This is a genomic window from Caulobacter sp. AP07, from assembly GCF_000281955.1.
Taxonomy (GTDB): domain Bacteria; phylum Pseudomonadota; class Alphaproteobacteria; order Caulobacterales; family Caulobacteraceae; genus Caulobacter.
In genome coordinates this window covers 53,048-79,256 of record NZ_AKKF01000140.1, presented here as the reverse complement: position 1 = coordinate 79,256, position 26,209 = coordinate 53,048, and the positions used below count along the sequence as shown (strand labels likewise).

Below are 26,209 nucleotides of genomic sequence, written 5' to 3'. Positions count from 1 at the left end.
CGTGAGCCAACCTTCCCCCCTGATCCAGACCATGATCCGCGCGGCCCGGGCCGCCGGCGACCGCCTGAAGCAGGACTTCGCCGAGATCGCCACGCTGGAGATCAAGCACAAGAACGGTCCCGCCGACCCCTTCACCATCGCCGACGTCCGCGCCGAGCAGACCGTGAAGGCGATCCTCGCCGAGGCCTATCCCGACTACGGCTTCCTCGGCGAGGAGGGTGGTGTCGTCCCGGGCGCCGACGCCTCGCACACCTGGATCTGCGACCCGCTGGACGGCACGGCCAACTTCCTGATCGGCCTGCCGATCTGGGCGGTGAACATCGCCTTGACCCGCGACGGCGAGGTGATCGCCGGGGTCACCTACGTGCCGATGCTCGACGAGCTGTTCCGGGCCGAGGTCGGGCAGGGCGCCTGGCTCAACGACAAGCCGATCAAGGTCTCCAGCCGTCAGGGCCTGGAACAGGCCGTGCTGGGCGTCGGCATTCCGTTCATGGGCAAGCCGCGCCAGGCCCAGTTTCACACCGAGATGCGGCGCTTGACCGACAAGGTCTCGGGCGTGCGCCGCCTGGGCGCGGGAGCCGTCGACATGGCCTATGTCGCCTGCGGCCGGTTCGACGCCTACTGGGAGCAGAGCGTCAGCGCCTGGGACATGGCCGCCGGGGCGGTGATCGTCCGCGAGGCCGGCGGCGTGGTCACAGACACCCTGGGCCGGTCGCTCGACCTGATGAACGGCACGGTCCTGGCCGTGACGCCGCAGCTCAGCGAAGCCCTGCTGCACGAACTGCGCCCCGTCGAAACCGCCTGACATTTTTACATCTGTAACTAATCGCCATAACGAGGGCCGGTCTCGGCCGCTCGTCGATCCAGCCTGCGCCAAAGGACGCGAACCCTCATGCTCGATCTCGTCACCATCACGCCCGAAGAGTTCGCCGACCTGCGCGCCAGCCTGCCGGCCATCACCGACCGCTACCTGTTCGACGTGTTCGGGATCAGCGAATTCACCTGGGTCAAGCTGCGTAAGGGGCTGCCCGTCAAGCGCGTCACCCTGGAGCGGGCCTTGGCCAAGCGCGAGTGCTGGCGGGCCATGGGCGGGGCGGCGCGCAAGGCGGCCTAGCCGCCGAACGACCGCTGCAGGGTCACGCCCGCGAACGCGCCATGGTCCAGGCTGCGGGTTTCGATCCGCTTCAGCGCCGCCGCGCCGCGCAGGCCCGCATACTGCTCGCGCCGCCGATCCACCTTGCCGCGGGTCAGGTTGTCGACCTCCAGGCGCAGGTTCCAGGCCGGCGCCGGGCGGCTCTCGACGAAGGCCGACCAGCGGGCCTCGACCCGATCGGTGCGAACCTCGTCGAACCGGTATTCCCGTTTCTCCTCGGCCAGGACCAGATCGACCCCCCAGCGCATCTTCCGGACCGGCAGGTCCTGGGTGAAGTGTAGGGCGCCCCCGACGGACGGCGCGTCGGACAGGCCGCGCCGTCCGTCGGGGGCCGGATCGATCACGCAGCTGCGCCGCGCGGTGACGTCGGCGTGCAGCAGGCCGCCGGGGATCACCGCCTCAAGCGGCAGGCTGGCGTTCAGTTCGATCTCGTCGCGCGTGGCGTGGCCGATGTTGCCTGGCGCGTCGAAGGCGTAGCCGGGACCGACGATCGGCACGCGGTCGACGGCGTCGGCGATCTCGTCGTGCCGGACAGTCAGCACGATCGCCCCGGCCTTGCCGAACCGCCGCTCCCAGGTCGCGGCCAGCCGCCAGGTCTTGTCCGGTTCGAGATCGGGATTGCCGGCGGTGACGGTGTTGGAGGTCAGCGAGGTCGAACTGACGAAATCCTCGAAGTCGAGCTGGCCCACCCGGCGCTCCAACTCGAGCCGCAGTTGATGATGCTCGTCGCGGGCCCAGGTCACCAGCAGGCGGGGCTTGGGATAGAGGAAGGTCTTCTCCAACTGGCTGTCGCCGGTCTGGCGCAGGCGGGAGGCCTCGATACGCGCGCCGGCTTCGATCGTCAGCGTTGGCCGGGCGCGCCAGGCGGCGGTGGCGAACACCTCGCCCCGGCGTTCCTCGACCCGGACATTAGCCGAGGGCAGGGCGATCGCCACCCCGTTCTCCTCGAGCGCCGAACGGCTGTCGAGGACGTTGAGCGCCGCCTCGCCGCCGAGCTCGACGGTCAGGCCGGGCGCTTCCCGGCGCGCCAGGGCGCGGGCGATGGTCTCAGCGGCCTCGGCGTTCAGGCGCGTGGCCGAGGTCTCCGCGCCTTCGAGCGCATGATCGCCGGCCCGCGTGCGGGTGGCGTGGTGCAGGGCCAGGGCCTCCAGCTTCCAGCGCGAGGTCAGGGCGCGTTCGAAGCGGCCGCCGATTTCGACCTCGCCGACGTCTTCGCGTTCCACCACCGTCTCGATCGACGGGCCGGGCCGGCGCTCCGTCTCCCGGATGTTGGCCCGCGTTATCTCGTCTCGCAGATTGACGTCTAGCCGCAACTTGCCGCCCAGGACTGGGCGCTCGTGACCGACGGCGGCCTGCGCCAGGCGCGCGCCCTTGTCCTCGCGATAGACCGCGTCGCGCTGCACCGACCCGTCCGGACGCGTCCAGATCCTGGGACCTTGGCCCTTCTCGTCGTCCACCGTCCGTTCCGCCGAGGCCGACGCCTCTAGCAGCCGGTCGCCGCGACGGCGCGAAAGCTCGCCGGCCAGCTTCGGGGCGACAGCGCCCGGGTGGAAAGCGCTGGACGTCTCCAGTCGGCCGCGCGTCGTCGTCTCGCGGGCCCGCACGACGTTGGCGATCAGGCCTCGGCCCTGCATGTCGACGCCCGGCGCGCCGGCGCGGATCAGCTCGATGCGGACGACCGCGCGGGCCGGAATGCGCCGCAGGACGGTCTCCAGGCTCTCGGACTTGCCGGTGGGCCGCTGTCCGTCGATCAGCACGTTGCCCGTGGCGCCGGAAAAGCCCCGCACGTCGCTGTCGCCGCCGTTGAAGGTGAAACCGGGTAGTCGGCTCAACATGTCGAAAGCCGAATACGGCTGGGCGTCGGCGAAATAGGCGGCGGCGTACGGCGTGACCGGATCTTGGGCCGCCAGGGCCGGCGTGGTCGCGCTCGTCGCGGCCAGGGCGGCGGCGAGAAGGGTCTTGTGTCTGGCGATCATGTCGGTCTTCCCCACGCGGCCGTCCGCGCTCCTGGAGAAGCTTTGTCAGTGCGCGCCTGACATCGGGCCGTTGCGGTTCGTCAGGGCGGTGTCAGGATGGGCGTGAAATCCTGGGACCCATGAAACCGCACCTCACCTTCCTGCTCGCCGCCGTCCTGGCCCTGTCGCTCACCGCCGTGGCGCCCGCCGGCGCCTGGGCCGGCGATCACAAGAACAAGGACCACGAAGCCGCGCGCGCCGCCCTGGCCCGGGGCCAGGTCTTGCCGTTGACCCGCATCCTGGCGATCGCCGAGCAGCGCGCCCCGGGCGACGTGCTGAAGGTCGAGCTCGAGGACGACGACGGCAAGCTGGTCTATGAGGTCAAGATCCTGGGCCGCAACGGCTGGGTTCGCGAGCTCGACATCGACGCCCGCACCGGAGCGGTGCTCAAGATCGAGAACGATTGATGCGGGCGCTCGTCGTCGAGGACGATCCCGTCGTCGGGCCCGACCTGGTCAAGGCGCTGAGCGCCTCCGGCTTCGTGGTGGATTTGGCCCGCGACGGCGAGGACGCCTCGTTCAAGGGCAGTGTCGAGGACTACGCCGCCGTCGTGCTGGACCTGGGCCTGCCACGCCTGGACGGCCTTTCGGTGCTGCGCCGCTGGCGAGCCGAAGGGCGGGCCTTCCCGGTGTTGATCCTGTCGGCGCGCGGCGACTGGACCGAAAAGGTCGAGGGCATCGAGGCCGGCGCCGACGACTATCTGGCCAAGCCTTTCGAGATGGGCGAGCTGCTGGCCCGACTGCGCGGCTTGGTGCGCCGGGCGGCAGGACGGGTGTCGCCGGTGATCGAGATCGGCCGCTTGGCGTTGGACACCCGGCGGATGTCGGCGACCCTCGACGGCGCGCCAGTGCGACTGTCGCCGCTGGAGTTCCGCCTGCTGGACTGCCTGGCCCACCATCCGGGGCGGGCGGTGTCGGCGGGCGAGCTGGCCGAACAGCTGTACGGCGTGGCCGACACTGGCGACGCCAACGCCATCGAGGCCCTGGTCGTGCGGCTACGGCGCAAGGTCGGGCCCGAGGTGATCGAGACGCGCCGGGGCTTCGGCTACCAGTTGGGCGGCGCGACCGCATGAAAGCTCGCCCGTGAAGGCCGGCTCGCTCCGTCTGCGCCTGATTCTCGGCGGAGCCATGGCGATCCTGGTCGCCCTGGTCGTCTCGTGGCTGGCCATGACCTGGCTGTTCGAACGCCATATCGAACGGCGCGAGACCGATGAGCTGACCCGCGTGGCGCTGAACCTGGTGGCGGGGCTGTCGGTCGATCCGGCCGGCAAGCCGGTCGTCGCCGGCGCGCCTTCCGATCCGCGCCTCGAGACGCCGGCCGGCGGTCTGTATTGGCAGGTGTCGACGGTGGCGGGAGCGGTTCGTTCGCGCTCCTTGTGGGACCAGGCCTTGAAGCCTCCGGCCGAGGCTCCAGCCGGGACCTGGCGCGCGCGGATCGCCGCTGGACCGTTCGATGACCGTATCTTGCTGGTCGAGCGCCGCGTGCGGCCGGACCACGCCGGCCCCGCCGTGCTGGTTCAGGTGGCCAGCGAGGAGAAGGCCTTGCGCGCCGCCCGCGCCGAGTTCGGCCGCGACCTGGCGATCTTCCTGGGTGGGCTGTGGGTGGTGCTGTCGGCTGCGGCCACCGTGCAGGTCGTGCTGGGCCTGTCGCCCCTGACCCGGATTCGCGCCGACTTGGCCCGGCTGCGCGGCAGCCCCTCCGCCCGCCTGGCCGACGATCATCCGCGCGAGATCGCGCCGCTGATCGGGGCCATCAACGACCTCGCCCAGGCGCGCGAGGCGGACCTGACCCGCGCCCGCCGCCGGGCCGGCGACCTGGCCCACAGCCTCAAGACCCCGCTGGCCGCCCTGTCGGCCCAGAGCCGGCGGGCCCGGGCGGCGGGGGCGAGCGACGCCGCCGACGGCCTCGACCGAGCCATCGAGGCCATGGCCGCCGCCCTGGAAACCGAGCTGGCCCGGGCCCGCGCCGCCGCCGCGCGCGAGACCAGCGTCCACGTCCGGGCCGAGGCCCTGGCCGTGGTCGAGCGGCTCGTGGCGGTGGTCGAGCGCACGGCCGAAGGCGAGAGGCTGATCTTCGACGTCGAGATCGGCGCCGATCTTCGCGCGCCGGTGGCCGAGGACGTGCTGACCGAGATGCTGGGCGCCCTGATCGAGAACGCCGCCCGATTCGCGCGACGTCGGGTTCGGGTGTCCGGCGTCGCCACGCCGGACGGCCTGACGCTGTCGATCGACGACGATGGGCCCGGCATGGAGGAAGGGCGCGCGGAGGCCGCCCTGATGCGCGGCGGACGCCTGGACGAAGCCGGCCCCGGCCATGGCCTGGGCCTGGCGATCGTCCGCGATCTCGTCGAGGCCTCGGCGGGCGAGATTTCGCTGGGTCGCTCCGATCTGGGCGGGCTGGCCGTGTCTCTGGCCTGGAAGAGGCGGATCGACCCTGGCGTGTAAAGGCCCGAGGGGGGGCGTCTTTTTGGAATGGATGATTGAATTCGATATTGCACGAAATTTTCCATCCTACTTGCAAAATAGAAAATCCATTCGTATTGTCTGGTTGTCGGCCCAGAGCGCCCAATGGCGCCGTTGCGGAGAGTCGGCGAACCAGAAGGGGAGGGTGACGCTATGGCATCCAGGAATTTAATTGGCGCTCTGCTGCTGAGCTCCTGTATCGTGGCGCCGTGCTTGGCGGCCGCGCAGGAGACCGTGCAGGTCGAGGAAGTCGTGGTCACCGGCCAGCGCGCCTCGGACCGGGACTCGCTGCTGAAGAAGCGCGACGCCATCAGCGCCGTCGAAGTGGTCTCGGCCAACGACGTGGGCAAACTGCCCGACCAGAACGTCGCCGAAGCCGTCCGCCGCCTGTCGGGGGTGTCGGTGGCCACGGACAAGGGCGAAGGCCGCTACCTGATCATCCGCGGCATCGAGCCGAACCTGGCCAATGTGACGATCAACAACCAGACCGCCTCGGCCCCGGAGCCGGAGTCCCGCAACGTCAAGCTGGACGACATTCCCTCGGCCCTGATCGGGTCGGTGACGGTCATCAAGTCGCTGACCCCCGACCTCGACGCCAACGCCATCGCCGGCCAGGTCGACATCAACACCCTGACCGCCTTCGATCGCACCAAGAACATCTTCAGCGCGCGTGTCGTGCGCGGCACCTTCGAGGCCACCGACAGCAAGGCGACCGAGGGCGACGTCTCGGTGGGCGGCAAGTTCGGCTCCGAACGCCAGTTCGGCCTGGTGCTGGCCGGCAACTATTCCAAGCGCCCGTCGGTGTCCGACGACGTGTTGACCAGCAGCCGTCAGGTTGTGGGCGGCGTCGACCTGCCCGCGGAATTGGACATGCGCTCCTACAGCCCCGCCATCCGCAAGCGCTCGGGCGCTGTCGCCAACTTTGACTGGCGGCCGAACGACGACATCAAGCTCTATGCGCGCCTGATGTACTCGAAGTTCGACGACAACGAGACCCGCGACCGCTTCCGCTTCTTCTTCCCGGGTTCGGCAGGCAGCTATACCGGGCTGAGCGCGGACGGCGGCACGATCACCTCGACGACCGCCCGCCACCTGGTGCGCCTTCGCAACGAGATCACGGACACCACCACCCTGGCCTTCGGCGGCGACTTCAAGCTCGGCAAGGGCGTGCTGACGCTCCAGGGGACCCACGCCCTGTCCGAGAAGAAGGATCCGATCCGCGACGAGTTCGACTATCGCTCGACCGGGGCCCTGACCGGGGTCTTCACCGGCACTGCGGGTCTGCAGCAAAGGCTGACCGCCGGCGCCTCGGCCCTATCGGCCAGCACCTACAACCTGCGCCAGTACAAGCAGGTCAGCCGTCACGCCGAGGAGGACCTCAACCAGGTCCGCGCCGACTACAAGCTGCCGATCGAAGCCTGGGGCGAGGGCAGCTATCTGAAGTTCGGGGCCAAGTACCTCGACCGCAACAAGTTCACCGACGCCACCGGCCACGTCTATACGCGCGGCAACGGCGAGACCCTGGTGGGCGAGACCAGCAACACCATCCCGACCGTCTACAAGGGTCGGTTCTCGTTCGGGCCGACCGTCGATTACGGTTTGGCCAAGGCCTATTTCGAAGCCAACAAGGGCCTGTTCACCGACTCCGCCACCGACCGCCTGGTCGAGACCCTGGGTTCGGACTTCAAGGTCGTCGAGAAGATCACCGCCGGCTACGGCATGGCCAGCGTCACCCGCGGCGACCTGACGGTCATCCCGGGCGTGCGGGTCGAGCACACCGAGGGCAAGACCTCGGCCATCGCCGTGACGCCGACCTCGACGATCAACGACACCTACAACCAGTTCGGCAGCTACGGCTACACCGACTGGTTCCCCAGCGTGAACCTCAAGTACAACTTCTCCCACACCCTGCTGGCCCGCGCGGCGGTCACCACGGCCCTGGGCCGTCCGAACTACGCCGACCTGGCGCCGACCCTGGCGGTTAGCGCCGCCGACAACGAGGTGACGCTCGGCAACCCCGACCTGCAGCCGCAGAAGGCCGTCAATTTCGACGCCTCGCTGGAATACTACTTCCCCGGCGAAGGCGGCATCTCCCTGGGCTTCTTCCACAAGCGGATCGAAAACCCGATCTTCACCTCGACGGAGACCCGCAGCGGCACCTTCGGCGGCGTGGCGCTGGTCAATGCCGACGTGACCCAGGTGACCAACGGCGACAAGGCGCGGGTCACGGGCCTGGAGTTCAACGTCCAGAAGCCGCTGACCTTCCTGCCCTCGCCGCTCGACGGTTTCGGCGTGAACTTCAACGCCACCCTGGTCAATGGCAAGATGGACGTTCCGGGCCGCTCGGAGAAGATCAAGCTGCCCAACCAGTCCAAGCGGCTGGCCAGCGCTCAGCTCTACTACGAGAAGTACAACTTCTCGGCTCGCCTGGCCTACACCTACCGCTCGGCCTACCTGTACGAGCTCAACACCAGCGACCCCACCGGCGCGAAGGACATCTATTTCGACAAGGTGACCACCCTGAGCGCCCGCGTGGCCTATCGGATCAACAAGGTCGAGATCTTCGCCGAGGGCAATAACCTCAACGACGCGACCGATTACTACTACTATCAGACCCGCGACCGCTTCGCGGAGTCCGAAACCTACGGCCGCTCCTACCGGTTCGGTCTCTCCTACACCTTCTAGCCTTGCGCGAGGCCCAGACGTCCTGCGACGTCCGGGCCTTTTCGCGTCCGCGCTCCCCCACATCGAGATGATCTCATGGCGCAATCAACGCCCGCCTTGTCGCGCCTGGTGGTCGGCAACTGGAAGATGAACGGCGGCCCGGATCAGCTGTACGCGGCTGCGGCGATCGCGCGGGCGACGGCCGAGGACACTCCAGAACCACGGATTGCGATCTGTCCGCCCGCCACCCTGCTGCACCGCCTGTCGCACGTGCTGATGGGCTCCGCCATCATGACAGGCGGCCAGGACTGTCACGTCGAGGCGGCCGGGGCGTTTACCGGCGCCGTGTCCGCGGGGCTGCTGGCCGAGGCTGGAGCCAGGGTCGTGATCCTGGGGCATTCGGACCGGCGTCAGGGCTCGGGCGAGGACGACGCCCTGGTGGCGCGCAAGATCGCGGTGGCGATCGATGCGGGCCTGGAGCCGATTGTCTGCGTCGGCGAGACCTGGGCGCAACGGAACACGGGGCAGGCCCTCGAGATCGTGCGTCGCCAGGTGCGCGGATCGCTTCCGCCCGCCCTGGCGGGGCAGGCCTTCGCGGTGGCGTACGAGCCGGTCTGGGCGATCGGCACGGGCGAACGCGCGTCGGAGGACGATATCGCTGAGATGCACCGGGCCATTCGGCGGGAATTGAGCGAAATGTTCCTGGGCAGTCGGTCCGCGCCGATCCTTTATGGCGGCTCGGTCACGCCCGAAGGGGCGGCGGCGATCCTGGCCGCGCCCGAGGTGGGCGGGGTGTTGGTCGGCGGCGCGTCGCTGCGGGCCGAGAGCTTTGTCGCCATCATAGAGGCCGCGCGAGAGGCGGATCGCCCGGCGCGGGAGACGCGCCGGGCGGATCGTGATTAGTCGTCGAGCCGCTGGCGAAGGATCGCGCCGTCGGCGGCGACGTCGAGCTCCAGGCGGCGACCATCCGAAGCCCGGGCCTCGATGTCGAAGCCCTTGTGATCGCGGTCCATCTCCAGGATGGCGAAGCCCTGGGCCTCCACCCGCGCGGCGGCCTTGGCGAAGGACGGCGACGTTGGGGCCGGCGGGCTCGACGCCTGGGCGATCGCCGTCGCTCCGGCGCCGAACGCGACGACCAGACCGATCATGACGGCGGGGCGGCGGAAGATTTGCTTCGAGAACATGACGTGACTCCAGAAATTGAAACTGGAGAGACCTTGCATCGCCCCAGCTGACATGATCCCGGCGCGGGCCGTCAGGACCATGTCATGAACGCTAGTGAATGAACTCCTTGTATCTGGATCATGGCGCTCGGGCGTGATGGCTTGGCGCTGTGAACGGACCGGCGGCCACCGGTCCGTTCACGCGGCGCGTGGCTCCCGTAATCCCTTTGGCTTCAACCGCGAGTGAACCCAGAGGCCGCCGCCGCAGTCACGCACGACTTGAACGCTGATCGCATGCACAAGGCAGGTTACCGACGGCGACGATCAGGAGTTCACCCCGTTGCCCGACGATGCGCAGATCACGCCGCCGGTCGGGGCGTGAGCGGCGGGATGTCGGACGAGGCTCACAAGCAAGGTGACGCACACGGACGGCATGCCGTGATCTTGGGCGCGGCCAAGACGCGGATCGGGCGGTGCGCTACGCCGTCAACATCGAAGTCGGCCGGCGTCCACGGAACGCTCCACCTCCCACTGCAGAAGAGAGCGCTTGAGAGTTCGCCGTCGTCCACAATCCCCATTGGTGAAGGTCGAGTTTCTGGAGCCGCCTCAGTGTTCGCTCCTGGCGCACCGCCGTTGATAACGGCAGCTCCGACATCCAGGATTCAACCGGTACCAGGGGACTTTCCCAGCCTAGGCGGCGGCTCGTCGCGCGTTGGCGGCGATGGCCAGCGCGAAGGTTTCATGGAGTTCGATCGGCAGATCGTGACCCATTCCCTCGATGATCATCAATTTGGCGTCCTTGATGTTGGCGGCCGTGTCCCGTCCCCCAACCACCGGTATCAGCGGGTCGTCGGCCCCGTGCGCTACCAAGGTCGGAGCCACGATGGTGTTGAGCTGGGCGCGGCGATCGCCGGCCGTGATCATGGCGGCGAGCTGCCGACCGAAGCTCGCGGGATTGTGGGCTCGCCTCAGTTCGGCCAGCGCCTGTGAGCGGTAGGCGTTCTCATCGAAAACGAAGCCGGGACTTGAGATCACTCGGGCCGTCGCCACGCAATGGGCCAGATAGCCCGCCTCGTCCCAGGCCGGATCCGGAGCGGGCCGCATCAAGGCGCTCATGGCTTCGGGCGACGGCGGGGGCAGTTTCGGATTGCCGGTGCTGGACATGATCGAGGCCAGCGAGAGCGTACACTGGGGATGCTCGGCGGCCATCAGCTGCGCGATCATCCCGCCCATCGATCGGCCCACGACGTGAGCGCGCTCGATTCCGAGGGCGTCCAACAGCCCGACGGCATCATCGGCCATGTCGCGCAGGGTGTAGGCCAGATTTGTTCGCTCGCCTCGCCCCAGGGCCTGAACCAGATCGGCTATCTCAATGACCGGCGTGTCGCCGAGGTGAGTTGAAAGGCCGGCGTCCCGGTTGTCAAAACGGATGACCCGGTAGCCTTGCGCCGCGAGCATCTCGCAAAACGGGCCTGCCCAGCGGATCATCTGTACGCCTAGGCCGGAGACCAGCAGGATGGGCTCGGCGTTCTTCGGTCCGAACTCGTCGAACGCGATGGTCATCCCGTTGGATCGGACATTTGGCACTTTATTTTTTCCTGAGAGGCTGACCGCCACGACGGAAGCGGACCGTGTAGGGGGCGCAGGGCGGAATGTACGTCTGAAAATTACCCGGGTGAAAATAGCGTCTAAATTCACCCGGGTAAATGGTTGTCGCTCCGAACCCGGAAGACGTGGGACGAAAGGGCGACCACCGCGCTCTCCAATGGCGACGCAAGGGTGGCTATTGAGGGAGAGGAGCGCCTGACACCCGCTCTAATCGATGCTACTTCCCGAGAATTCAGGAGTTCGGCCCAGGCCACGAGCAGGGGATCCAATTGTGGCAAGTGTTGATCGATGGCAGCCTGTCTTATCGAGCTTGGCACCAGCTCCCTATCCAGATGAAGCAATCTCGTCGTGGTTATTTCGAATCGCGGACGCTCATTTGCTCACTCGCGGAGAGCTTGCTGCCGAGATCGGAGCTGATCCAGAATCCCTTGAGCGAGGTCACATGGACTCGCTAGATCGCGTTTCGGACGCGACAGGTGTTCCACTAGATCGGCTCATTGCCGCCGTACACCCGCAGCTAATCGTCAAACCGCTTCCACTGTTTCGCCTCTCTCGAGAGGCCGTGGTCTGTCATGACTGCCTCTTGGAAGATCGAAAGGCGGGGAGGGAGCTTTATGCCCGGACGGCCTGGATGTATCCGCTGGCGACCACGTGCAGCGTGCACAAGAAAACTTTGATGCCGAGCCAATTTCCCTTCGTGTTTCATATGGAGAGGAAGGGTAAAATACAACACGATCCACTTAGATCTTCAACTTCACAGCATACAGTCCAACTGCGCGCCAGACTTGATACCTTGCTGAAGGGAATTAAAAAGACCGGCACTGTGCCGTCTGACCTTTATATATTGGGTCGGCTTCGGTCATTGATCGGCGATCTGGTTGATGCGCTCAGATCAGAGCCGCGTCCAGGTGCCGCTTCTTTGTTTCGGAGCGTGAACTGGGGCGTGCATCAGTTCAGCCCAAAATTGACGCGCCACATGATCGCAGACGGGTTGGCGGATCTCGAGCCGTTCGATCGGCTCAAGCACGTGCTCGTGGCAATGGCGATCCTGGCGGAGCCCGATGAAAACGGGCCGATCGCTGGATTTGTGCAAGAGTGCCAATATCGGTTGCCGGAGCAGAGTGTCGATCCGCTGGCCGCGCTAGCGGCTGGCCTTACGAAGCGCGACTTCACAGAGTTCGATCTGCGAACGGCCGAATGGCCTTCGAAGCTGAAAGCCAGATGGGCGTTAGTCAGGCATTACATGCATTTTGCGCCTAAGTAATATTATCAGAAATTATCTCTTCAAACCACTGCTGAGCCGCCGAGCGGTCGTCAGCGCGACCGCCGCGCTTGCAGCCTAGCGCAGCGTCGCCACCGCCCGACCGCCGGCGCTGCCGGACATGGCGGCTTGTGGCGGACAGCCTTCGCCGGGACAGGCCTGGCCCCCGGTCGTGAGATTGATCTCCGGATCCCAATCCAGGGTGAAGTCCGGCGACTGGACGAGGTGCTTGAGCGTCATCGAGCCGCCCGCCTCGCTCGACGGGAACGGCCGGATCGTGAACACGGCGCCGGTGAAGGTCAGGTCGTAGTTCATCGACAGGCCCAGCGTCCCACGCGTGATCCCGTAGCCGCCGGGCACCTCGCCCGGGTCGCGCGTGAGGCCGCCGGTGAAGGCGTCTCCCGCGGCCAGGTCGCCCACCGCGATGCGGTAGGTCAGGGTCGGATCGACAGCGCCGAACGGCTTGAACGCGCTGTCGGCCGCGACCGTCACCTGCCGGCGCAGGATGTCGGCCAGGCCGCCGCTGACGCCGCCGAGGTCGTAGTTGGCGGCGTCGAGGCCGGTCAAGGCGGCGGCGGACACCGTGACCGTCTTGCCGGTCCCGGCGTTCTTGTCGGCGAAGGCGTAGGTTCCCGACGCGTTCACGGTGTCGCCGGCCACCACGCCGGTCAGGCCGATCGAACCGCTCGCGGCCGTCGTCCCGTCATAGGTCTTGTTGGCGGCGGCCAGCGCGCCGGTCAGGCCCTTCTTCAGGATATCGGCCTGGGTCGTGGCCAGCGGGGCAAGCGTGTAGTTGCCCGCGTCGGCGCCCGACAGGGCCACGCCCGCAGCCGTCACCGTCTTGCCGGTCCCGGCGTTCTTGTCGGCGAAGGCATAGGTTCCCGACGCGCTCACCGTGTCGCCGGCCACCAAGCCGGTCAGGCCGATCGAACCGCTCGCGGCCACCGTCCCGTCATAGGTCTTGTTGGTGGCGGCCAGCACCCCGCTCAGGGCCTTGGGATCGATCCGCAGCGAGCCGGCGGGTCCGGCCGCGAAGGCGTAGTTGAGGTCGGAGGTCAGGCCGCCGGTGACGGCGTTCAGGGTGTAGGTCCCGACGTTCTTGCTGGTCGCGCCCGAGATCACCAGAGCGCCCAGCCAGGCGTCGGTGAAGAGATCGCCGTTGATCAGGCCCGTGACCGTCGCCGAGAGCGACGGAATGGCCCCGCTATAGGTCACGGTCCGGCTGTCGGGCGCCACCGTTATGGTCGGCTGGTAGGCGTAGACGAAGCGGTTGCCGTTGTTGACACCCACCGTGAAGCCCGAGGCCGCGAAGTCGTAGGGCGCGCCGTAGAAGCTCTTGCCGACCAGGCCGTTGAACGTATTGCCCGCCGTCGATCCCTGCGGATCGCCGAACGCCTGGGTGTAGATCAGCCACCGGCCGCCGGCGCTGGCGGCGGTCACCGCGTCCGCCCCGCGGGCGTTGGTGAACACCCCGTCCGAGGCCAGCACCACGGCGTCGCCCGCGCCGTTGGCTCGCACCGTGCCCGTGCCGGCGATGGTCATGCCGCCGTGTGAGGCGATCGACAGGGTCCCCGTGCTGAGCACGGTTCCGCTGATGGTCAGGGCGCGATTGCTGACCAGCTTCAGTCGGCCGGTGGTGTTGGTGAAGTCGCCCAGCTCGGCGATCTGGTTGTCGAGGCCGAAGATCGCCGCGCCGACCGAGGAGCCGGTCAGTTTCTGGGCGGTGATGACCCCGAGCGGGGCCTGGCCGATGGTCTGGTCGGACCGCAAGTCCACCGTCTGGCCGACGGCGACGATCGGGCCGACGATGTCGAAGGCGGTGGCGCCGTGGAACGCGAAGCCTCCGCCGGCGACATTGACCCAGTTCAGGTGCCTGACCTGGTTGTCGCCGAGCAGCGTGACGCCGGTTCCCGCGTTCACGCCCGTCCCGCCGGCATGTATGGCGCCCTGCTGGGTGATGTCGGTGGCCGCGGACAGGTTGAGCGTATTGGTGACGGCGATCACCCGGCCCGGAGTCGCGTCGCCAAGGCGCACGCCGGCGCCGGTCGACAGCACCGAGAGCCCGCCGCCGCCCGTGACATTGGCCGAGACCAGCCGCGTCTCGCCGCCGCCCCTCACCAGCGAAGTGCCGCCCGCCGTCAGTTGGTCCACGGTCACGGCGCCGTTCGAGCCGGTGATCCAGACCTGGCCGCCGGTCGCGCTGGCGTTGCCGACCCGTAGCGGGCCGTTGATGACCTGGACAGTGACGCCGAGCGGTCCGGACAGGGTGGTCAGGTTGGCGTTGGTCATGTGATCCAGGTTGACGTCGACCTTGCCGGTCGGCGTCGAGGCCACGAGCGCCAGGCTCGAGCCCGTCGAGGTGACGACGTTGCCCGCGGTGATCGCGCCCGGCGTCGCCGCGCCCAGGACCACGTCGCCGTTCGTCGCGCGGACCGTCAGGCCGTGGATCCCCGGTCCCGTCAGGACCGCCGAGCCCAGGCTGGCCGTGCCATTCGCGGCCGTGACCGTGATCCGCGCCACGCCCTGGGCCGAAGCCACGGCCATGCCGCCGACATCGCCGATCGCCGTGACCTGGCCGCCCCCGGCGTACAGCGCGCCCAGACTTCCGCCGTCGGCCTGGACGAAGACCGTGCCCGCATCGCTGGTGATGTCGCCGCCGATGACATCGCCGTTGAACACGTTGACGGCGATGGAGGACCCGTAGTGCAGGGTCTTGCCGCTGAAGTCGAAATCGCCGGCCTGATCCATGATGGTCCAGGTCCCGGCCTTGGCGCCCAGGGGCGTCAGCGCGGCGGCCGAGAAGTCGCCGCCGATCAGGGCGTAGGTCCTGTCGACGCTAAGGCTGGTCGCCACGTTCACCAGGCCGGTTCCGGCGTTCAGGTTCACGTCGCGGTTGGCCCGGATCGTATCGAGGGCGATGGCGTTGGCCGCCACCTCGATATCGCCGAAGGTCGTTCCCGTCCCGGCGTCGAGTTGGCCGGCGCCGGTCACCGCCCCGTTCAGGGCGATGATGCCCAGCAAGCGGTCGGCGTGAACGACGGCTCCCAGGTTCACCCCACCGGTTCCGGCGCTCAGGCCCACGTCGCCGTCGGACCGGACCACGCCGAGGGTGATGGCGTTGGCCGCTATGTTGACCTCGCCGTCGTGGGCCCCTGCCCCCAGGCCGGCGTCCAGCTGACCCGAGCCGGTCACCGCCCCGCCGTTCAGGGCGGTGATGGTCAGCCTGCGATCGGCATGGATGGCCGTGGCCCCGAAGTTCAGGCCGCCCAGGGTGTCGGTGATGGTGACGTCGCGGATGAGACCGCTGAACAGGGTCGGGGTCAGCGCGTCGCCCAGGAAGTCCTGAGCGGTGATCGTGTAGTCGCCGCCGCTGGTGGTCGTGAACCCGGTCTCCAGCGTGCCGCCCATGGCTTCGAGCGTGATGTTGTAGGCCGCCAGCTCCTCGATCTTCAGGTCGCCGGTCTTCTGGACGACGGTCGCGGTCCCGGCGATGCCGGCGCCGACCAGGGCGATCCCGTTGCTGGCCGAGTTGATATTGACCACCGCGTCGCCGTTGGAGGACAGCACCTGCAGCCCGCCCGAGCCGCAGCCGCAGGTGGGGTCGGTGATCGCGGAGTTGGCGGCGGTGATCGAGGCCTTGTCGTCGGCGCCGAAGGTGGCCTTGTTCAGGGCCACGACCGCGATGCCGTCGGCCCCCTCGCCGCCCCGCAGGGTCGCGTCGCCGTTCAGCGAGATCACCTGGACGGTCTGGCCGGCCTCGGCCAATTGCACCAGGACGTTGCTGTCGATGGCCGCCGCCTCCAGGGCGCCGCCGGCCTGGAGGTGGCCCACGTCGACGCCGCCGCCGAACAGCTCCAGGTCGCCGCCGCTGGAGATCAGGCTGGCGGCGGTCCCGTCCAGCAGGCCATCGGTCTCGATATGCACCCGCCCGCCGCCGTGCACCGAGCCGGTGATCGTCAGGTCGCCGCCGTGGGCCAGGAGATCCAGGTCGCCGGCGGTCGCGGTGGCTGTACCGACGCTCAGGGCGCCGTCCAGCGCCTCGACATAGAGGTCGCCGGTGTTGGCCGTGATCGCGCCGAACGACGCCGGGCCGGTGCGGATCGTGACGTCGACGCCCGCCCCTTCCAGCGTGTCGAAGCCGGCGCTGCTGTCGAGATGGACCAGCGCGTCGCCGGACGTCGACCTGACGTCGGCCGTGCCCGTGCTCCCGCCCGTTCGGCTGAAGACGTTGTCGGTGGTGATGGTCAGGTGGCTGTCGGAGCCGAGAATGGCGTCGCCGGCGGCGACGATGCTGAGATTGTCGCTCGCGCCCGAGCCCGTCAGCACCGCCTTGCGCAGGACCGCCTGGCCGGCGTTCGACAGGAGGGAGACGCCGCCGCCCGCCGTGGCCGAGGTTACCTCGATACTGCCCGCCGCGATCACACCGACGCCGCCGCCGGCGCTGAGGTCGCCCACCGCGATCAGCCCGCCGGCGTCCAGCGAGAAGAACCCGCCGGCGTGCAGCGTCCCGCCGGAATGGGTGATGTCCCCACTGGTGGTGAAGAGGCTGACGTTTCCGGCGGAGTCGATGTTGTCGGTGATGTCGAAGCCGTCGGCGTCGCGAAACGCGAGGGCGCCGCTGGTGGTGTTGTTCACAACACCCAGACTGGTCACGAGGTTGTCCTCGGTCAGGCTGATCCCGGTCGCCGCCGTGACGTTCAGGACGTCGGCCGTGATCGTGCCCGCCGTCTGGGTGATGGCGCCGCCCGAGGTCAGCGAGACGTCCCCGCCCGAGACGATCGCGTCGGTCAGGCCGAAACTGTCGAGGTCGTGATAGCTGAAGCCGCCCGTGCCGCTGTTGATGATCCCCAGGTTGGTCACGTTGTTGCCGGCCTGGGTCAGGACGACGCCCGAGGCCGCGTCGACGGTCAGCAGCCCGGCGGTGATCGAGCCGCCAGCCTGGGTGACCATCCCGGTCGTCGAGGTGAACGAGGCCGTGCCGGTCGCGGAATAGGCGCCGGTCAGCGACAGGGGATTGGATCCCGTCACCGTCAGATCGCGGGTGCTGCCGCCCGCCCCCAGGATCGTGCTGTTGGTCGACTCGATCGTCACATCGCCGGCGGCGACGCCCGTCCCCTGGGTGTTGGCCGCGCCGACGTTGACGAAGCCGCTGGTCGAGCGCGCCAGGACGTGGGCGTCGTCGCTCGCGCCCAGGCCCGTGGACCGCAGCGTCGCGCCGCCGGCCGAGACGTCGCCGGTGGTGGCGGTGATCTCGATGTCGTCGCCGGCGAAGACCTGGTGGGTCACCATCGCCCCACCCGTGGTGGCCGTGACGAAGACGTCGCGCGCGGCGGCGGCGGTGTCGAGGAAGATCATCGGAGCGCTGAGGAAGAGGTCGCGCCCGGAATTGGCGGTGGTCAGCGACGCCACGTTGCCGCTCTGGATGGTGATGTCGCCAGAGACGCCGGTGGTGGTGGCCGAACCGACCGAGGTGTTGTTGCCTGAAGAGACCGAGACGCCGGTCGCGCCGGTGATCGAGGTGACCGTCGCGCCGGGACCGCCGGCCGCCACCGAGGCCGCGCCGGTGGTGGCCGTGACTTCGCTGGCGGTGATCGAACCCGAGGTCGTCGAAATGTCCACCGTGGCGCCCGAGGCGATGCCGACGTTGAGGTCGCCGCTGGACGCGCTGAGCACGACGTCGCCGGTGCTGTTGATCGAGGCGCTGGTCGCCGAGCTGATCGTCGTCATCTTGATCAGGGCGTCGGTCGCGGCGCGCAGGTTGGCCAACGGATCGGCGGCGGAGACGAAGCCGGCGTCGCTGAGCGACGAACCGCGGCTGAACAGGAAGCCGCCGGCGGTCATGGTCGCGCCGGGCGAGACGATCACGCCCTGGGGTGAGTAGAACCAGACGTTGCCGGCCGTGGCCGCCCCGACCTTGCCGGTCACCACGCTGCCGGTGTCGAACCGGATCTGGCTGGTGGTCTTGTTCAGCACGATGTCGTCGGCGGCGTCGAAGATGAAGTTCATCGCGTCGCCGCTGCTGAGGTGCAGGTCGGTCCAGTTGATGACCGTCCGGGGCGCGTTCAGCTCGATCTGCAGGGTGATCGCGTCGGGGAAGCTGATCGTCGGCTGCGAACCGCCGCTGGAGACCGTGATGTTGGCGGCGCTCGGTATGCCCGGCAGGGTGCCCGCCAGGGCCGGCGGGGCCAGCATCGCGGCCACGCCGCACAGGGCCGAGGCCGCCAGCAGCCTGGCCCGGCGCGCGGGGCGCGAAGCGGTGCGAGAAAGGATCGGACGGATCGGCGACGGGGTCATGGCGGACGCTCCGGGAACTTCGATGGTCTAGAACAGGGCGGCGGACAGCGAGATCAGGACGCGCGACGGCGGTTCGTCGCCGGTCCCGAACGGGCTGTCGAAAGGCTTGGCCCAGGTCAGGTCGACGGCCACCCGCGAGGTGACCTGGGCGCGCACCCCGACCCCGGCCGAGGTCAGGTCCAGCTTGCCCGCCCCGAAGCCGAGGTTGGTCAGCTCGGCGGCGTCGTAGAAAGCGTACGGCCGCCAGGCGGCGCGACCGCCCCCTTTCAGCGAGAAAGGCAGCGACAGCGGCGTGGTGCTGACCTCGAGCGAGGCCGACACGGCGCGGTCGCCGGACGCCGCCGACGGGTCGTAGCCTCGCCCGACCGTCAGGTTGCCGACCCCATACTCCTCGTAGGACAGTAGCGGATCGTCGGTGTGCTGCCAGGCGACGATCAGCTTGCCGATCACCGGCCCCGCCAGGCGGCCGCCGATCTCGCCTTCGGCCCGCATCACCGTGGCGTCCGGCTTGCCCAGGAAGCGCGAGGCCTGCGGGTCGCCGTAGCGGCTGGCGCCGAGGCTGTGGACGCCCTGGCGCAGTTCGAGCATCCCGGTCAGGGCCACCGAATGGGCCGCCAGGCTGGCCGGCGCGAAGTGGCCGTCGAGCCGGACGAAGAACACCCGCAGATGGTCGTCGGTCAGCACGGCCACGCCGCCGCCGAACTCGACCTTCTGGTCGACCCAGTCCAGCCCGACCCCGATGTTGAGGTTGTGGCGGCGATGGCGCACCAGCGGATAGGTCAGGCGGGCGCTGCCGGCGAACGACTCGCCCTCCAGGTCCAGCGGTTTGAGGGTGTCGCCGGGCCGGGTCCAGGCCCACGAGCCCGAGAGGTCGGCCACCAGGCCGTCGCCGCCCATGAAGAAGCGCTCGGCCACCTGGATGACCCGCTGCTCGTCGCTGGACAGCGTGCCGTAGCCGAGGATCGAGGTCCGCTCGCCCAGCGGGGTGAAGCCGTTGAGATCCAGCCGCGCCAGGGCCAGGTCGCGGCCGACGGTCCTGGAGCCGTAGTTCTGGATCTGCGCCGAGCCGTCGACGGCGTCGCGGGCGATGGCGATATCCAGGTCCAGCGCGCCCTGGCCGAGCGGCGACGGCTTGAGCACCGACTGGATGCGCACGCCGGGCACGTCGGAGGCCAGCAGCAGGTAGCGCTGTGCGACGTCGAGATCGAACGGCGCCATGCCGCGCAGGTGGTCGAGGAAACGCACGACCTGCTTCTGGGCCGGGCCGGCGTCGCCGTGATAGGTCACCGCCGCGATCCGCGCCTCGACCACCGTCAGGGTCAGTCGCCCCTCGGTGATCCGCTGCTCGGGAATGACCACGCTGGCCAGCACGCCGCGCCGCAGATAGAGCGCCGCGGCCCGGTCACGGATGTCGCAGACCACGCTCACCGGCGCCTCGCGGCCGATGAATTCGGCATAGGTCGAGGCCAGGGCCTGGTCCGACAGCGCCAGGGCGCCGGACGTCGCGCCATGGAACTCCACCGCGCTCAGGGTGACCTTGACGGCGCTGTCGCGAAAGGCGCAGGGCCCGGCCTCGACGCCCTTGAACAGGTCGCCGCGCGGCGCGGCCGCGATCGGGGCGGCCCGGGCCGGATCCAGCTCCTGCCGTGACGGCAAGGCCACCTGGGCCGCCGCGGGATTTGCGACGAGCAGGGCCGCGCCCAGACACGTCATCGCGCTCGCGCCGATAATGGCGCGACGCATTCTGAACAAAACTCGCAAGCAACCCCTCCGACCACCTAGCGTGGCGTCGTCCGCCTCATGCGACACTATGACGCGAATCCCGCCCGGATAACAGAGATCATGGAACGGCGGGCGTGAGACGGCCGGCTGGATCTGCCGCCGCCATTGGTCAAGGCGCTGCTACCGCTTCGGAACCTCTGCTCCGAAGCGGTAGCGCCCATAGTCAGAATGGCTCAGGTTCGATCGTCGTTGGCGGACAGTCGTCGCGGCAACCTCAGGATCACCTGGCTGATCGCCGGCAGGACCAGCAGGGTCAGGGCCGTGGCGGTGATCAGGCCGCCGATGACGACGATGGCCAGCGGCTTCTGCACCTCGGCGCCCGTGCCGTGGGCCAGGGCCATGGGCACGAAGCCGATGGCCGGGACCAGCCCGGTCATGATCACCGGTCGCACCCGTTCCATGGTCCCGTCGATGATCGCCTGGGCCAGTTCGACGCCGTCTTCCAGGCGCTGGCGGACGCTGCTCATCACCACCAGGCCGTTGAGCACCGCCACGCCGGACAGGCAGATGAAGCCGACGGCCGCCGACACCGAGAAGGCGATGCTGGTCATGGCCAGGGCGAAGACCCCGCCCGCCAGGCCGAGCGGCACGGCGGTGAACACCGCCAGGGCGCGGCCAAATCCGCCCAGCGCCATGTAGAGGATGGCGAAGATCAGGGCGAAGCACAGGGGCACGACGATGGCCAGGCGGTCGGAGGCCGCCTTGAGGTTCTGGAACTGGCCGCCCCATTCCAGCCAGGCCCCGGACGGCAGGGCCACGGCATCGACCTTGCCCGCGGCCTCGGCGACGAAGGACCCGACGTCGCGGCCTCGGACATTGGCCTGGACCACCACGCGGCGCTTGCCGTTCTCGCGGCTGATCTGGTTGAGGCCGTCGGCGAACGCGAACCGCGCCACGGCGCGCAGGGGCACGGAAGCGCGCGGGTGACCGCCCTCCTCCGGCAGCATTACCGGCAGGGCGCCCAGGACATCCAGGTCGTCACGGGTGGCGGCCGGCACGCGGACGACCACGGCGAAGCGCCGGTCGCCCTCGAACACCAGGCCCGCCTCGCGGCCGCCCAGGGCGGCGGCGACCGTGTCGGCCACCTCCTCGACCGTCAGGCCAAGGCCGGCGATGGCCGCCCGGTCGAACTGGACGTCCAGGGTCGGCGCCCCGCCCGTCTGTTCGACCCGGACGTCGGCCGCGCCGGGCGTGGCTTGCAAGGCCGCGCCGATCCTGGCCGCGGCCGCGCTCATCTGTTCCAGGTCGTCGCCATAGAGCTTGATGGCCACGTCGCCGCGCACGCCGGCGATCAGTTCGTTGAACCGCATCTGGATCGGCTGGGTCAGTTCGAAGCTGTTGCCGACCAGGCCGTCAAGCCTGGCCTGGATCCGGTCCACGACATCGGCCTTGCTGTCGACGCCGTCGGGCCAGTCCTTCTCCGGCTTGAGGATCACGAAGCCGTCGGAAATGTTGGGCGGCATCGGATCGGTGGCCACCTCGGCGGTGCCGGTCTTGGAGAACATCCGCTCGACCTCCGGCAGGCTGGTGATCGCCCTTTCGACCTGTCTCTGCATGGCCAGCGACTGTTCGAGAGAGGTGGACGGAATCCGCTGCGACGACAGGGCGATGTTCTTCTCGTCGAGTTGGGGGATGAACTCCTGGCCCAGGAAGGTGAAGACCACCCCGGCCAGGGCGAAGACGCCCACCCCGGCGGCGATGAACGGCCACGGCCGGGCGACCGAGCGGCGCAGGACGGGCGCGTAGATCCGCTTGATCCAGGCGACGACCGGCACGTCCTTCTCGGCGACCCTGCCGCGGATCAGCAGGGCGACCATGGCCGGCACGAAGGTCAGGGACAGCACGAAGGCGCTGGCCAGGGCCAGCATCAGGGTGATGGCCATCGGCGAGAAGGTCTTGCCCTCGACGCCGGTGAAGGTCAGCAGCGGCGCGAAGACCAGGAAGATGATCGCCTGGCCATAGACGGTGGGCCGGATCATTTCCCGCGAGGCCAGGACGGTCTCCTCCAGGCGCTCGTTCAGGGTGAGGAGCCGCCCCTCGTGATGCTGGCGCTCGGCCAGGCGACGCAGGCAGTTTTCGATGATGATCACCGTGCCGTCGACGATCAGGCCGAAATCCAGCGCGCCCAGGCTCATCAGGTTGCCGGAGACCTCCAGCCCGTTCATGCCGATGGCGGTCATCAGGAACGAGAACGGGATGACCAGCACCGCGATCAGGGCGGCGCGGACATTGCCGAGCAGCAGGAACAGCGCCGCCGCCACCAGGATCGCCCCTTCCAGCAGGTTGCGCTGGACGGTGGCGACGGTGGCGTTGACCAGCTTGGAGCGGTCGAGCGTCGGGGTGACGATGACCCCCGGCGGCAGCGATCGCTCGACCTGGGTCAGCTTCTCGCCCACCGCCTTGGCGACGGTGCGGCTGTTTTCGCCGATCAGCATCAGGGTGGTGCCGATCACCACCTCATGGCCGTTCATGCTGGCCGCGCCGGTGCGCAGTTCGCCGCCCACCCTGACGCCGGCGACGTCCTTGACCGCGACGGCGACGCCGCCCCGGGTGGCGATCACGGCGTTGGCGATTTCGTCGAGGCTGCGGATCCGGGCGTCGGCCCTGACCAGATAGGCCTCCCCTGCCCGCTCGACGAAATTGCCGCCGACCGAGAGGTTGGCCGCCTCCAGCGCCTTGGCCAGTTCCGGGAACGACACGCCATAGGCGGCCAGCTTCACCGGGTCGGGCTCGACCACATATTGCTTTTCGAAGCCGCCGATGGTGTCGACGCCGGCCACGCCCGTGACGCCGCGCAGCTGCGGGCTGATGATCCAGTCCTGGACGGTGCGCAGATAGGCGGCGCGGGCCACCTCGTCGGTCAGGCGCGCGCCCTCCGGCGTCAGGAACGCGCCGTCGCTCTGCCAGCCCGGTTCGCCGTCGCGGATCTTCGCCCCGCGCCCGCCGGGATTGGCGAAGTCGATGGCGTACATGAAGACCTCGCCCAATCCGGTGGTCACCGGACCGATCTGCGGCTGGACGCCTTCGGGCAGGCTGTCGCGGGCCTGGGCCAGGCGCTCGTTGACCTGCTGGCGGGCGAAATAGAGGTCGACGTTCTCCTTGAAGACCGCCGTGACCTGCGAGAAGCCGTTGCGCGAGATCGACCGGGTGGACTCCAGGCCCGGAATGCCGGCCAGGGCCGTCTCGACCGGGAAGGTCACGCGCTTTTCGATCTCGGTCGGCGAGAGCGATGGGTCGCTGGTGTTGATCTGCACCTGCTTGTTGGTGATGTCCGGCACCGCGTCGATCGGCAGCTTGCTCAGCTGCCAGGCGCCGAGCGTGGCGATCCCCAGGACGACGAACAGCACGGCCCAGCGGGCCCGCACCGAGAACGACAGAAGCTTGGCGATCATCAGTGCGCCTCCCCTTCGCCCTTGCCGAGTTCGGCCTTGAGCAGGAAGGCGTTCCTGGTCGCCACGGACTGGCCGGCCGTCAGGCCGCCGGTGATCTCGACGCGCCCGGCCCCGCGCGCGCCGACCTGAACGGTCTGAGCCTTGAAGCCCCCGGCCGTCCGAACGAAGACCACAGGCTTGCCGTCCAGGGTCTGGACAGCCTCCTCAGGCACGACGACGCCACCACCCAGGCCCGCGCGCGCTGGCAGGATGCGCACCCGCAGGGTCTGGCCAGGCTGCAGGCTCGCGCCGTCGGGAAGGGTCAGGACGACCGTGGCGGCCCGGGTCTCGGCATTGAGCCCCGGGGTGATCGCGCGCACGACGACGTCGAGCGCGCGGCCGTCGCCCAGCTCAAGCACCGCCCGGTCGCCGGGCGCGATGCGCTGGGCGTCGGTTCCGGTGACGAAGGCCTCGATCTGGACCTGGCGAGGGTCGGCGACGCGGAACAGCTCGGTCTGCGGCTCGACGAAGGCGCCGAGGCTGGCCGGGGCGGCCGTCACCCGGCCGGCGATCGGGCTGGTGACCCTGACGCCCCGGCCGTCGGCTGTGACCCGGGCGGCGCCGGCGGCCACCTGGGCCCGGCGGGCCTCGGCGTTGGCCATGGCCGCCTCGGCCTGCGCCTGCTCGTAGTCCTGGCGGGGCGAGACGCGCTGGTCGTACAGCGACTTCTCGCGGGCCAGGGTCTTCTGGGCCAAGGTGGCCTTGGCGGCGGCGGTCGTGCGGTCGGCGGCGATCTGGGCCGCGTCGCCGCTTTCGACGATGGCCAGGGTTTCGCCCGCCCCGACGGGGTCGCCCAGGCGCTTGAAGATCCGGGTGACGGCGCCGCCGGCCCTGGCGGTCAGCACGGCCTGGCCGCCCGGCGAGGCGGTGACCGAGCCTTGAGCCAGGATCTCGGCCGACAAGCCGCCGCCGGCGACGGTCTCGGTGTGAATGCCGGCCGACTGGATGGCCTCCGGTTTCAACACGACCTGATCCGCGTGTCCCTCGGCTTCGGCATGCGCCTCGGCGGTCGGCGCGACGGGCGTCTTCTGGGACACCGTGGCCAGGCCGAAGCCGCTCGCGGCGGCGATCAGCACGGCGGCGGCGACGCCGCCGTAGAGCGGCAGGGAGGACGATTTCATGGATGGTCTCCAAACGGCGCGACGCCCTGCAGGCGCGCGAGCGCGGCTTCGGCGGTCAGGCGCTCAAGCCGGGCGTTGAGGATCTGGTCGCGCGCTTCGATCAGCACGCGACGGGCGTTGAGGACTTCGACCAGCGGCAGCTTGCCGCCCTCGTAGCCCAGGCGGGTCAGCCGATAGGCCTCGGTCGCCGTCGCCTCGGCCTGGCGGTTGGCGGCGACCCGGGTCTGGGCCGCGCCGGCCTTGGACAGCGCCGAGGCGATCTCGGCCTGGGCGTCGAGCCGGGCCGCGCCGAGACGCGCCTCGGCCGCCGTCAGTTCCGCCCGGGAGGCGGAGATCGCGCCGCGATTGCGGTCGAAGATCAGGAACGGCGCGGAGACGCCGGCCACCAGGGCGGTGGCGTCGTCCCCCGCCAGCCGGCGAACCCCCAGCGACACCGAGACGTCCGGCGCCGCCCGGGTCTGCTCGACCCGAACCCGGCGCGCGGCCGCCTCGCGTTCGGCCTGGGCGGCCAGATAGGCCGGGGTGTCGATCGGATCGACGGCGGGCAGCGCCTCCATGCGGTCGGCATGGGCCAGAAGGCTGACGGCGATCGTGGTGATCGGCGGATCGTCGCCGGTCAGGGCGGTCAGCCGGGCGAAGGCCCCTTCCCGTTCGGCCTGGGCTTCGCCCAGCTGGGCGCGGGCGGTCTCGACGGCCGAGCGCGCCTGCAGAACCCGAAGCTCGGCCTCCTTGCCGGCCTCGACCAGGGCGCGGGTGACCCGAAGGTCCTCCTCGGCCAGGGTGATGGCGTCGCCGGCCAGCCTGAACCGCAGGTCGGCGGCCTCGGCCCCGGCATAGGCCTGGGCCAGGTCGAAGGCGAAGGCGGCGTCGACCATGGCCGCCCGGGCGCGGGCGACCTCCAGTTCGGCGCGGCCGGCGGCGATGCGGGCCGGACGCTTGCCGCCCAGTTCCAGCGCCTGCTGGACCGAGGCGGTGCTTTCGGCGGCGTCGCCGCCCTTGAACGGCCCCTGCCCGGCGAAGTTCTCGACCTCCAGGCTCAAGGTCGGATTGGGTCGGGCCGCGGCCTGGCGGGCCAGGCCTTCGGACTGGGCGACATGGGCCCGGCTCTCGGCCAGGCGGGGGGCGGCGGACTGGGCCCGCCGCAGGAGTTCGGCGTAGGCGGGCGCCGGGTCGGCCAGGGTCGGGCCGGAACTGAACGCTCCGGCGACGACGCAGGCCAAGGCCGCACGCAGCGGCCATCGGGTCGATGACATGA

At 69.4% G+C, this 26,209-nt stretch carries 16 protein-coding genes; 8 read left to right on the top strand and 8 right to left on the bottom strand.

What is annotated here, in order from left to right:
• The first annotated feature begins 1 nt into the window (after position 1).
• Entirely contained in the window at positions 2–805 is an 804-nt protein-coding gene (locus PMI01_RS10835; protein ID WP_007667990.1) for an inositol monophosphatase family protein, read from the top strand.
• 87 nt (positions 806–892) lie between these two features.
• Entirely contained in the window at positions 893–1,114 is a 222-nt protein-coding gene (locus PMI01_RS10830) for a hypothetical protein (protein ID WP_007667989.1), read from the top strand.
• On the opposite strand, the gene PMI01_RS10825 is transcribed toward PMI01_RS10830, so the two are convergent.
• Positions 1,111–3,129 carry a TonB-dependent receptor plug domain-containing protein gene (locus PMI01_RS10825; protein ID WP_007667988.1) on the bottom strand — a complete coding sequence of 673 codons (2,019 nt, stop codon included), beginning with the start codon at positions 3,127–3,129 and terminating at the stop codon, positions 1,111–1,113. The genes PMI01_RS10830 and PMI01_RS10825 overlap by 4 nt on opposite strands.
• A gap of 119 nt (positions 3,130–3,248) precedes the next feature.
• Between PMI01_RS10825 and PMI01_RS10820 the strand changes: the two genes are divergently transcribed.
• The 5 genes from PMI01_RS10820 to tpiA all read left to right on the top strand — a co-directional run bounded on the left by PMI01_RS10820 (position 3,249) and on the right by tpiA (position 9,197).
• On the top strand, positions 3,249–3,575 hold the full coding sequence (locus PMI01_RS10820) for a PepSY domain-containing protein (protein WP_007667987.1): 327 nt from the start codon (positions 3,249–3,251) through the stop codon (positions 3,573–3,575).
• Positions 3,572–4,240 (top strand): response regulator transcription factor, encoded by a 669-nt coding sequence (locus tag PMI01_RS10815; protein ID WP_162136389.1) that lies wholly within the window; start codon positions 3,572–3,574, stop codon positions 4,238–4,240. Before PMI01_RS10820 ends, PMI01_RS10815 begins: the two co-directional genes overlap by 4 nt.
• A gap of 10 nt (positions 4,241–4,250) precedes the next feature.
• Positions 4,251–5,612 (top strand): sensor histidine kinase, encoded by a 1,362-nt coding sequence (locus PMI01_RS10810; protein WP_035035749.1) that lies wholly within the window; start codon positions 4,251–4,253, stop codon positions 5,610–5,612.
• 231 nt (positions 5,613–5,843) lie between these two features.
• Positions 5,844–8,315, top strand: coding sequence for a TonB-dependent receptor (locus PMI01_RS10805; protein WP_051989950.1), 2,472 nt, complete (start codon positions 5,844–5,846; stop codon positions 8,313–8,315).
• Positions 8,316–8,390: 75 nt separating this feature from the next.
• Positions 8,391–9,197 carry a triose-phosphate isomerase gene (gene tpiA, locus PMI01_RS10800; RefSeq protein WP_007667983.1) on the top strand — a complete coding sequence of 269 codons (807 nt, stop codon included), beginning with the start codon at positions 8,391–8,393 and terminating at the stop codon, positions 9,195–9,197.
• Here the strand turns inward: tpiA and PMI01_RS10795 are convergent.
• Both PMI01_RS10795 and PMI01_RS10790 read right to left on the bottom strand, forming a co-directional pair.
• Positions 9,194–9,478, bottom strand: a complete 285-nt coding sequence (locus tag PMI01_RS10795; RefSeq protein ID WP_007667982.1) for a PepSY domain-containing protein — start codon at positions 9,476–9,478, stop codon at positions 9,194–9,196. The genes tpiA and PMI01_RS10795 overlap by 4 nt on opposite strands.
• Positions 9,479–10,147: 669 nt before the next feature.
• Entirely contained in the window at positions 10,148–11,020 is an 873-nt protein-coding gene (locus tag PMI01_RS10790) for an alpha/beta fold hydrolase (RefSeq protein WP_007667981.1), read from the bottom strand.
• 259 nt (positions 11,021–11,279) lie between these two features.
• On the opposite strand from PMI01_RS10790, the gene PMI01_RS26435 reads away from it, so the two are divergent.
• On the top strand, positions 11,280–12,329 hold the full coding sequence (locus PMI01_RS26435; protein ID WP_007667980.1) for a TniQ family protein: 1,050 nt from the start codon (positions 11,280–11,282) through the stop codon (positions 12,327–12,329).
• A gap of 75 nt (positions 12,330–12,404) precedes the next feature.
• Here the strand turns inward: PMI01_RS26435 and PMI01_RS10780 are convergent, their stop codons facing one another.
• The 5 genes from PMI01_RS10780 to PMI01_RS10760 all read right to left on the bottom strand — a co-directional run bounded on the left by PMI01_RS10780 (position 12,405) and on the right by PMI01_RS10760 (position 26,207).
• Entirely contained in the window at positions 12,405–18,620 is a 6,216-nt protein-coding gene (locus PMI01_RS10780; RefSeq protein WP_007667979.1) for a YDG domain-containing protein, read from the bottom strand.
• A 27-nt stretch (positions 18,621–18,647) separates the two neighbouring features.
• Positions 18,648–20,363 (bottom strand): ShlB/FhaC/HecB family hemolysin secretion/activation protein, encoded by a 1,716-nt coding sequence (locus PMI01_RS10775; RefSeq protein WP_238537040.1) that lies wholly within the window; start codon positions 20,361–20,363, stop codon positions 18,648–18,650.
• Between the two features lie 212 nt (positions 20,364–20,575).
• Positions 20,576–23,794 (bottom strand): efflux RND transporter permease subunit, encoded by a 3,219-nt coding sequence (locus PMI01_RS10770; protein ID WP_007667977.1) that lies wholly within the window; start codon positions 23,792–23,794, stop codon positions 20,576–20,578.
• The gene (locus PMI01_RS10765; RefSeq protein WP_007667976.1) at positions 23,794–24,954 is read right to left on the bottom strand and encodes an efflux RND transporter periplasmic adaptor subunit; all 1,161 of its coding nucleotides are present in this window, start codon (positions 24,952–24,954) and stop codon (positions 23,794–23,796) included. Before PMI01_RS10765 ends, PMI01_RS10770 begins: the two co-directional genes overlap by 1 nt.
• Complete coding sequence (locus PMI01_RS10760; protein WP_007667975.1) at positions 24,951–26,207, bottom strand: TolC family protein; 1,257 nt, start codon at positions 26,205–26,207, stop codon at positions 24,951–24,953. Before PMI01_RS10760 ends, PMI01_RS10765 begins: the two co-directional genes overlap by 4 nt.
• Positions 26,208–26,209 lie beyond the last annotated feature (2 nt).

Bases quoted from the DNA above. Each gene is read 5' to 3' on its own strand.
- PMI01_RS10830 (WP_007667989.1), top strand. From the start codon at position 893: ATGCTCGATCTCGTCACCATCACGCCCGAAGAGTTCGCCGACCTGCGC.
- PMI01_RS10825 (WP_007667988.1), bottom strand. From the start codon at position 3,129: ATGATCGCCAGACACAAGACCCTTCTCGCCGCCGCCCTGGCCGCGACG.
- PMI01_RS10820 (WP_007667987.1), top strand. From the start codon at position 3,249: ATGAAACCGCACCTCACCTTCCTGCTCGCCGCCGTCCTGGCCCTGTCG.
- tpiA (WP_007667983.1), top strand. From the start codon at position 8,391: ATGGCGCAATCAACGCCCGCCTTGTCGCGCCTGGTGGTCGGCAACTGG.
- PMI01_RS10795 (WP_007667982.1), bottom strand. From the start codon at position 9,478: ATGTTCTCGAAGCAAATCTTCCGCCGCCCCGCCGTCATGATCGGTCTG.
- PMI01_RS10790 (WP_007667981.1), bottom strand. From the start codon at position 11,020: ATGACCATCGCGTTCGACGAGTTCGGACCGAAGAACGCCGAGCCCATC.
- PMI01_RS26435 (WP_007667980.1), top strand. From the start codon at position 11,280: ATGCTACTTCCCGAGAATTCAGGAGTTCGGCCCAGGCCACGAGCAGGG.
- PMI01_RS10780 (WP_007667979.1), bottom strand. From the start codon at position 18,620: ATGACCCCGTCGCCGATCCGTCCGATCCTTTCTCGCACCGCTTCGCGC.
- PMI01_RS10775 (WP_238537040.1), bottom strand. From the start codon at position 20,363: ATGCGTCGCGCCATTATCGGCGCGAGCGCGATGACGTGTCTGGGCGCG.
- PMI01_RS10770 (WP_007667977.1), bottom strand. From the start codon at position 23,794: ATGATCGCCAAGCTTCTGTCGTTCTCGGTGCGGGCCCGCTGGGCCGTG.
- PMI01_RS10765 (WP_007667976.1), bottom strand. From the start codon at position 24,954: ATGAAATCGTCCTCCCTGCCGCTCTACGGCGGCGTCGCCGCCGCCGTG.
- PMI01_RS10760 (WP_007667975.1), bottom strand. From the start codon at position 26,207: ATGTCATCGACCCGATGGCCGCTGCGTGCGGCCTTGGCCTGCGTCGTC.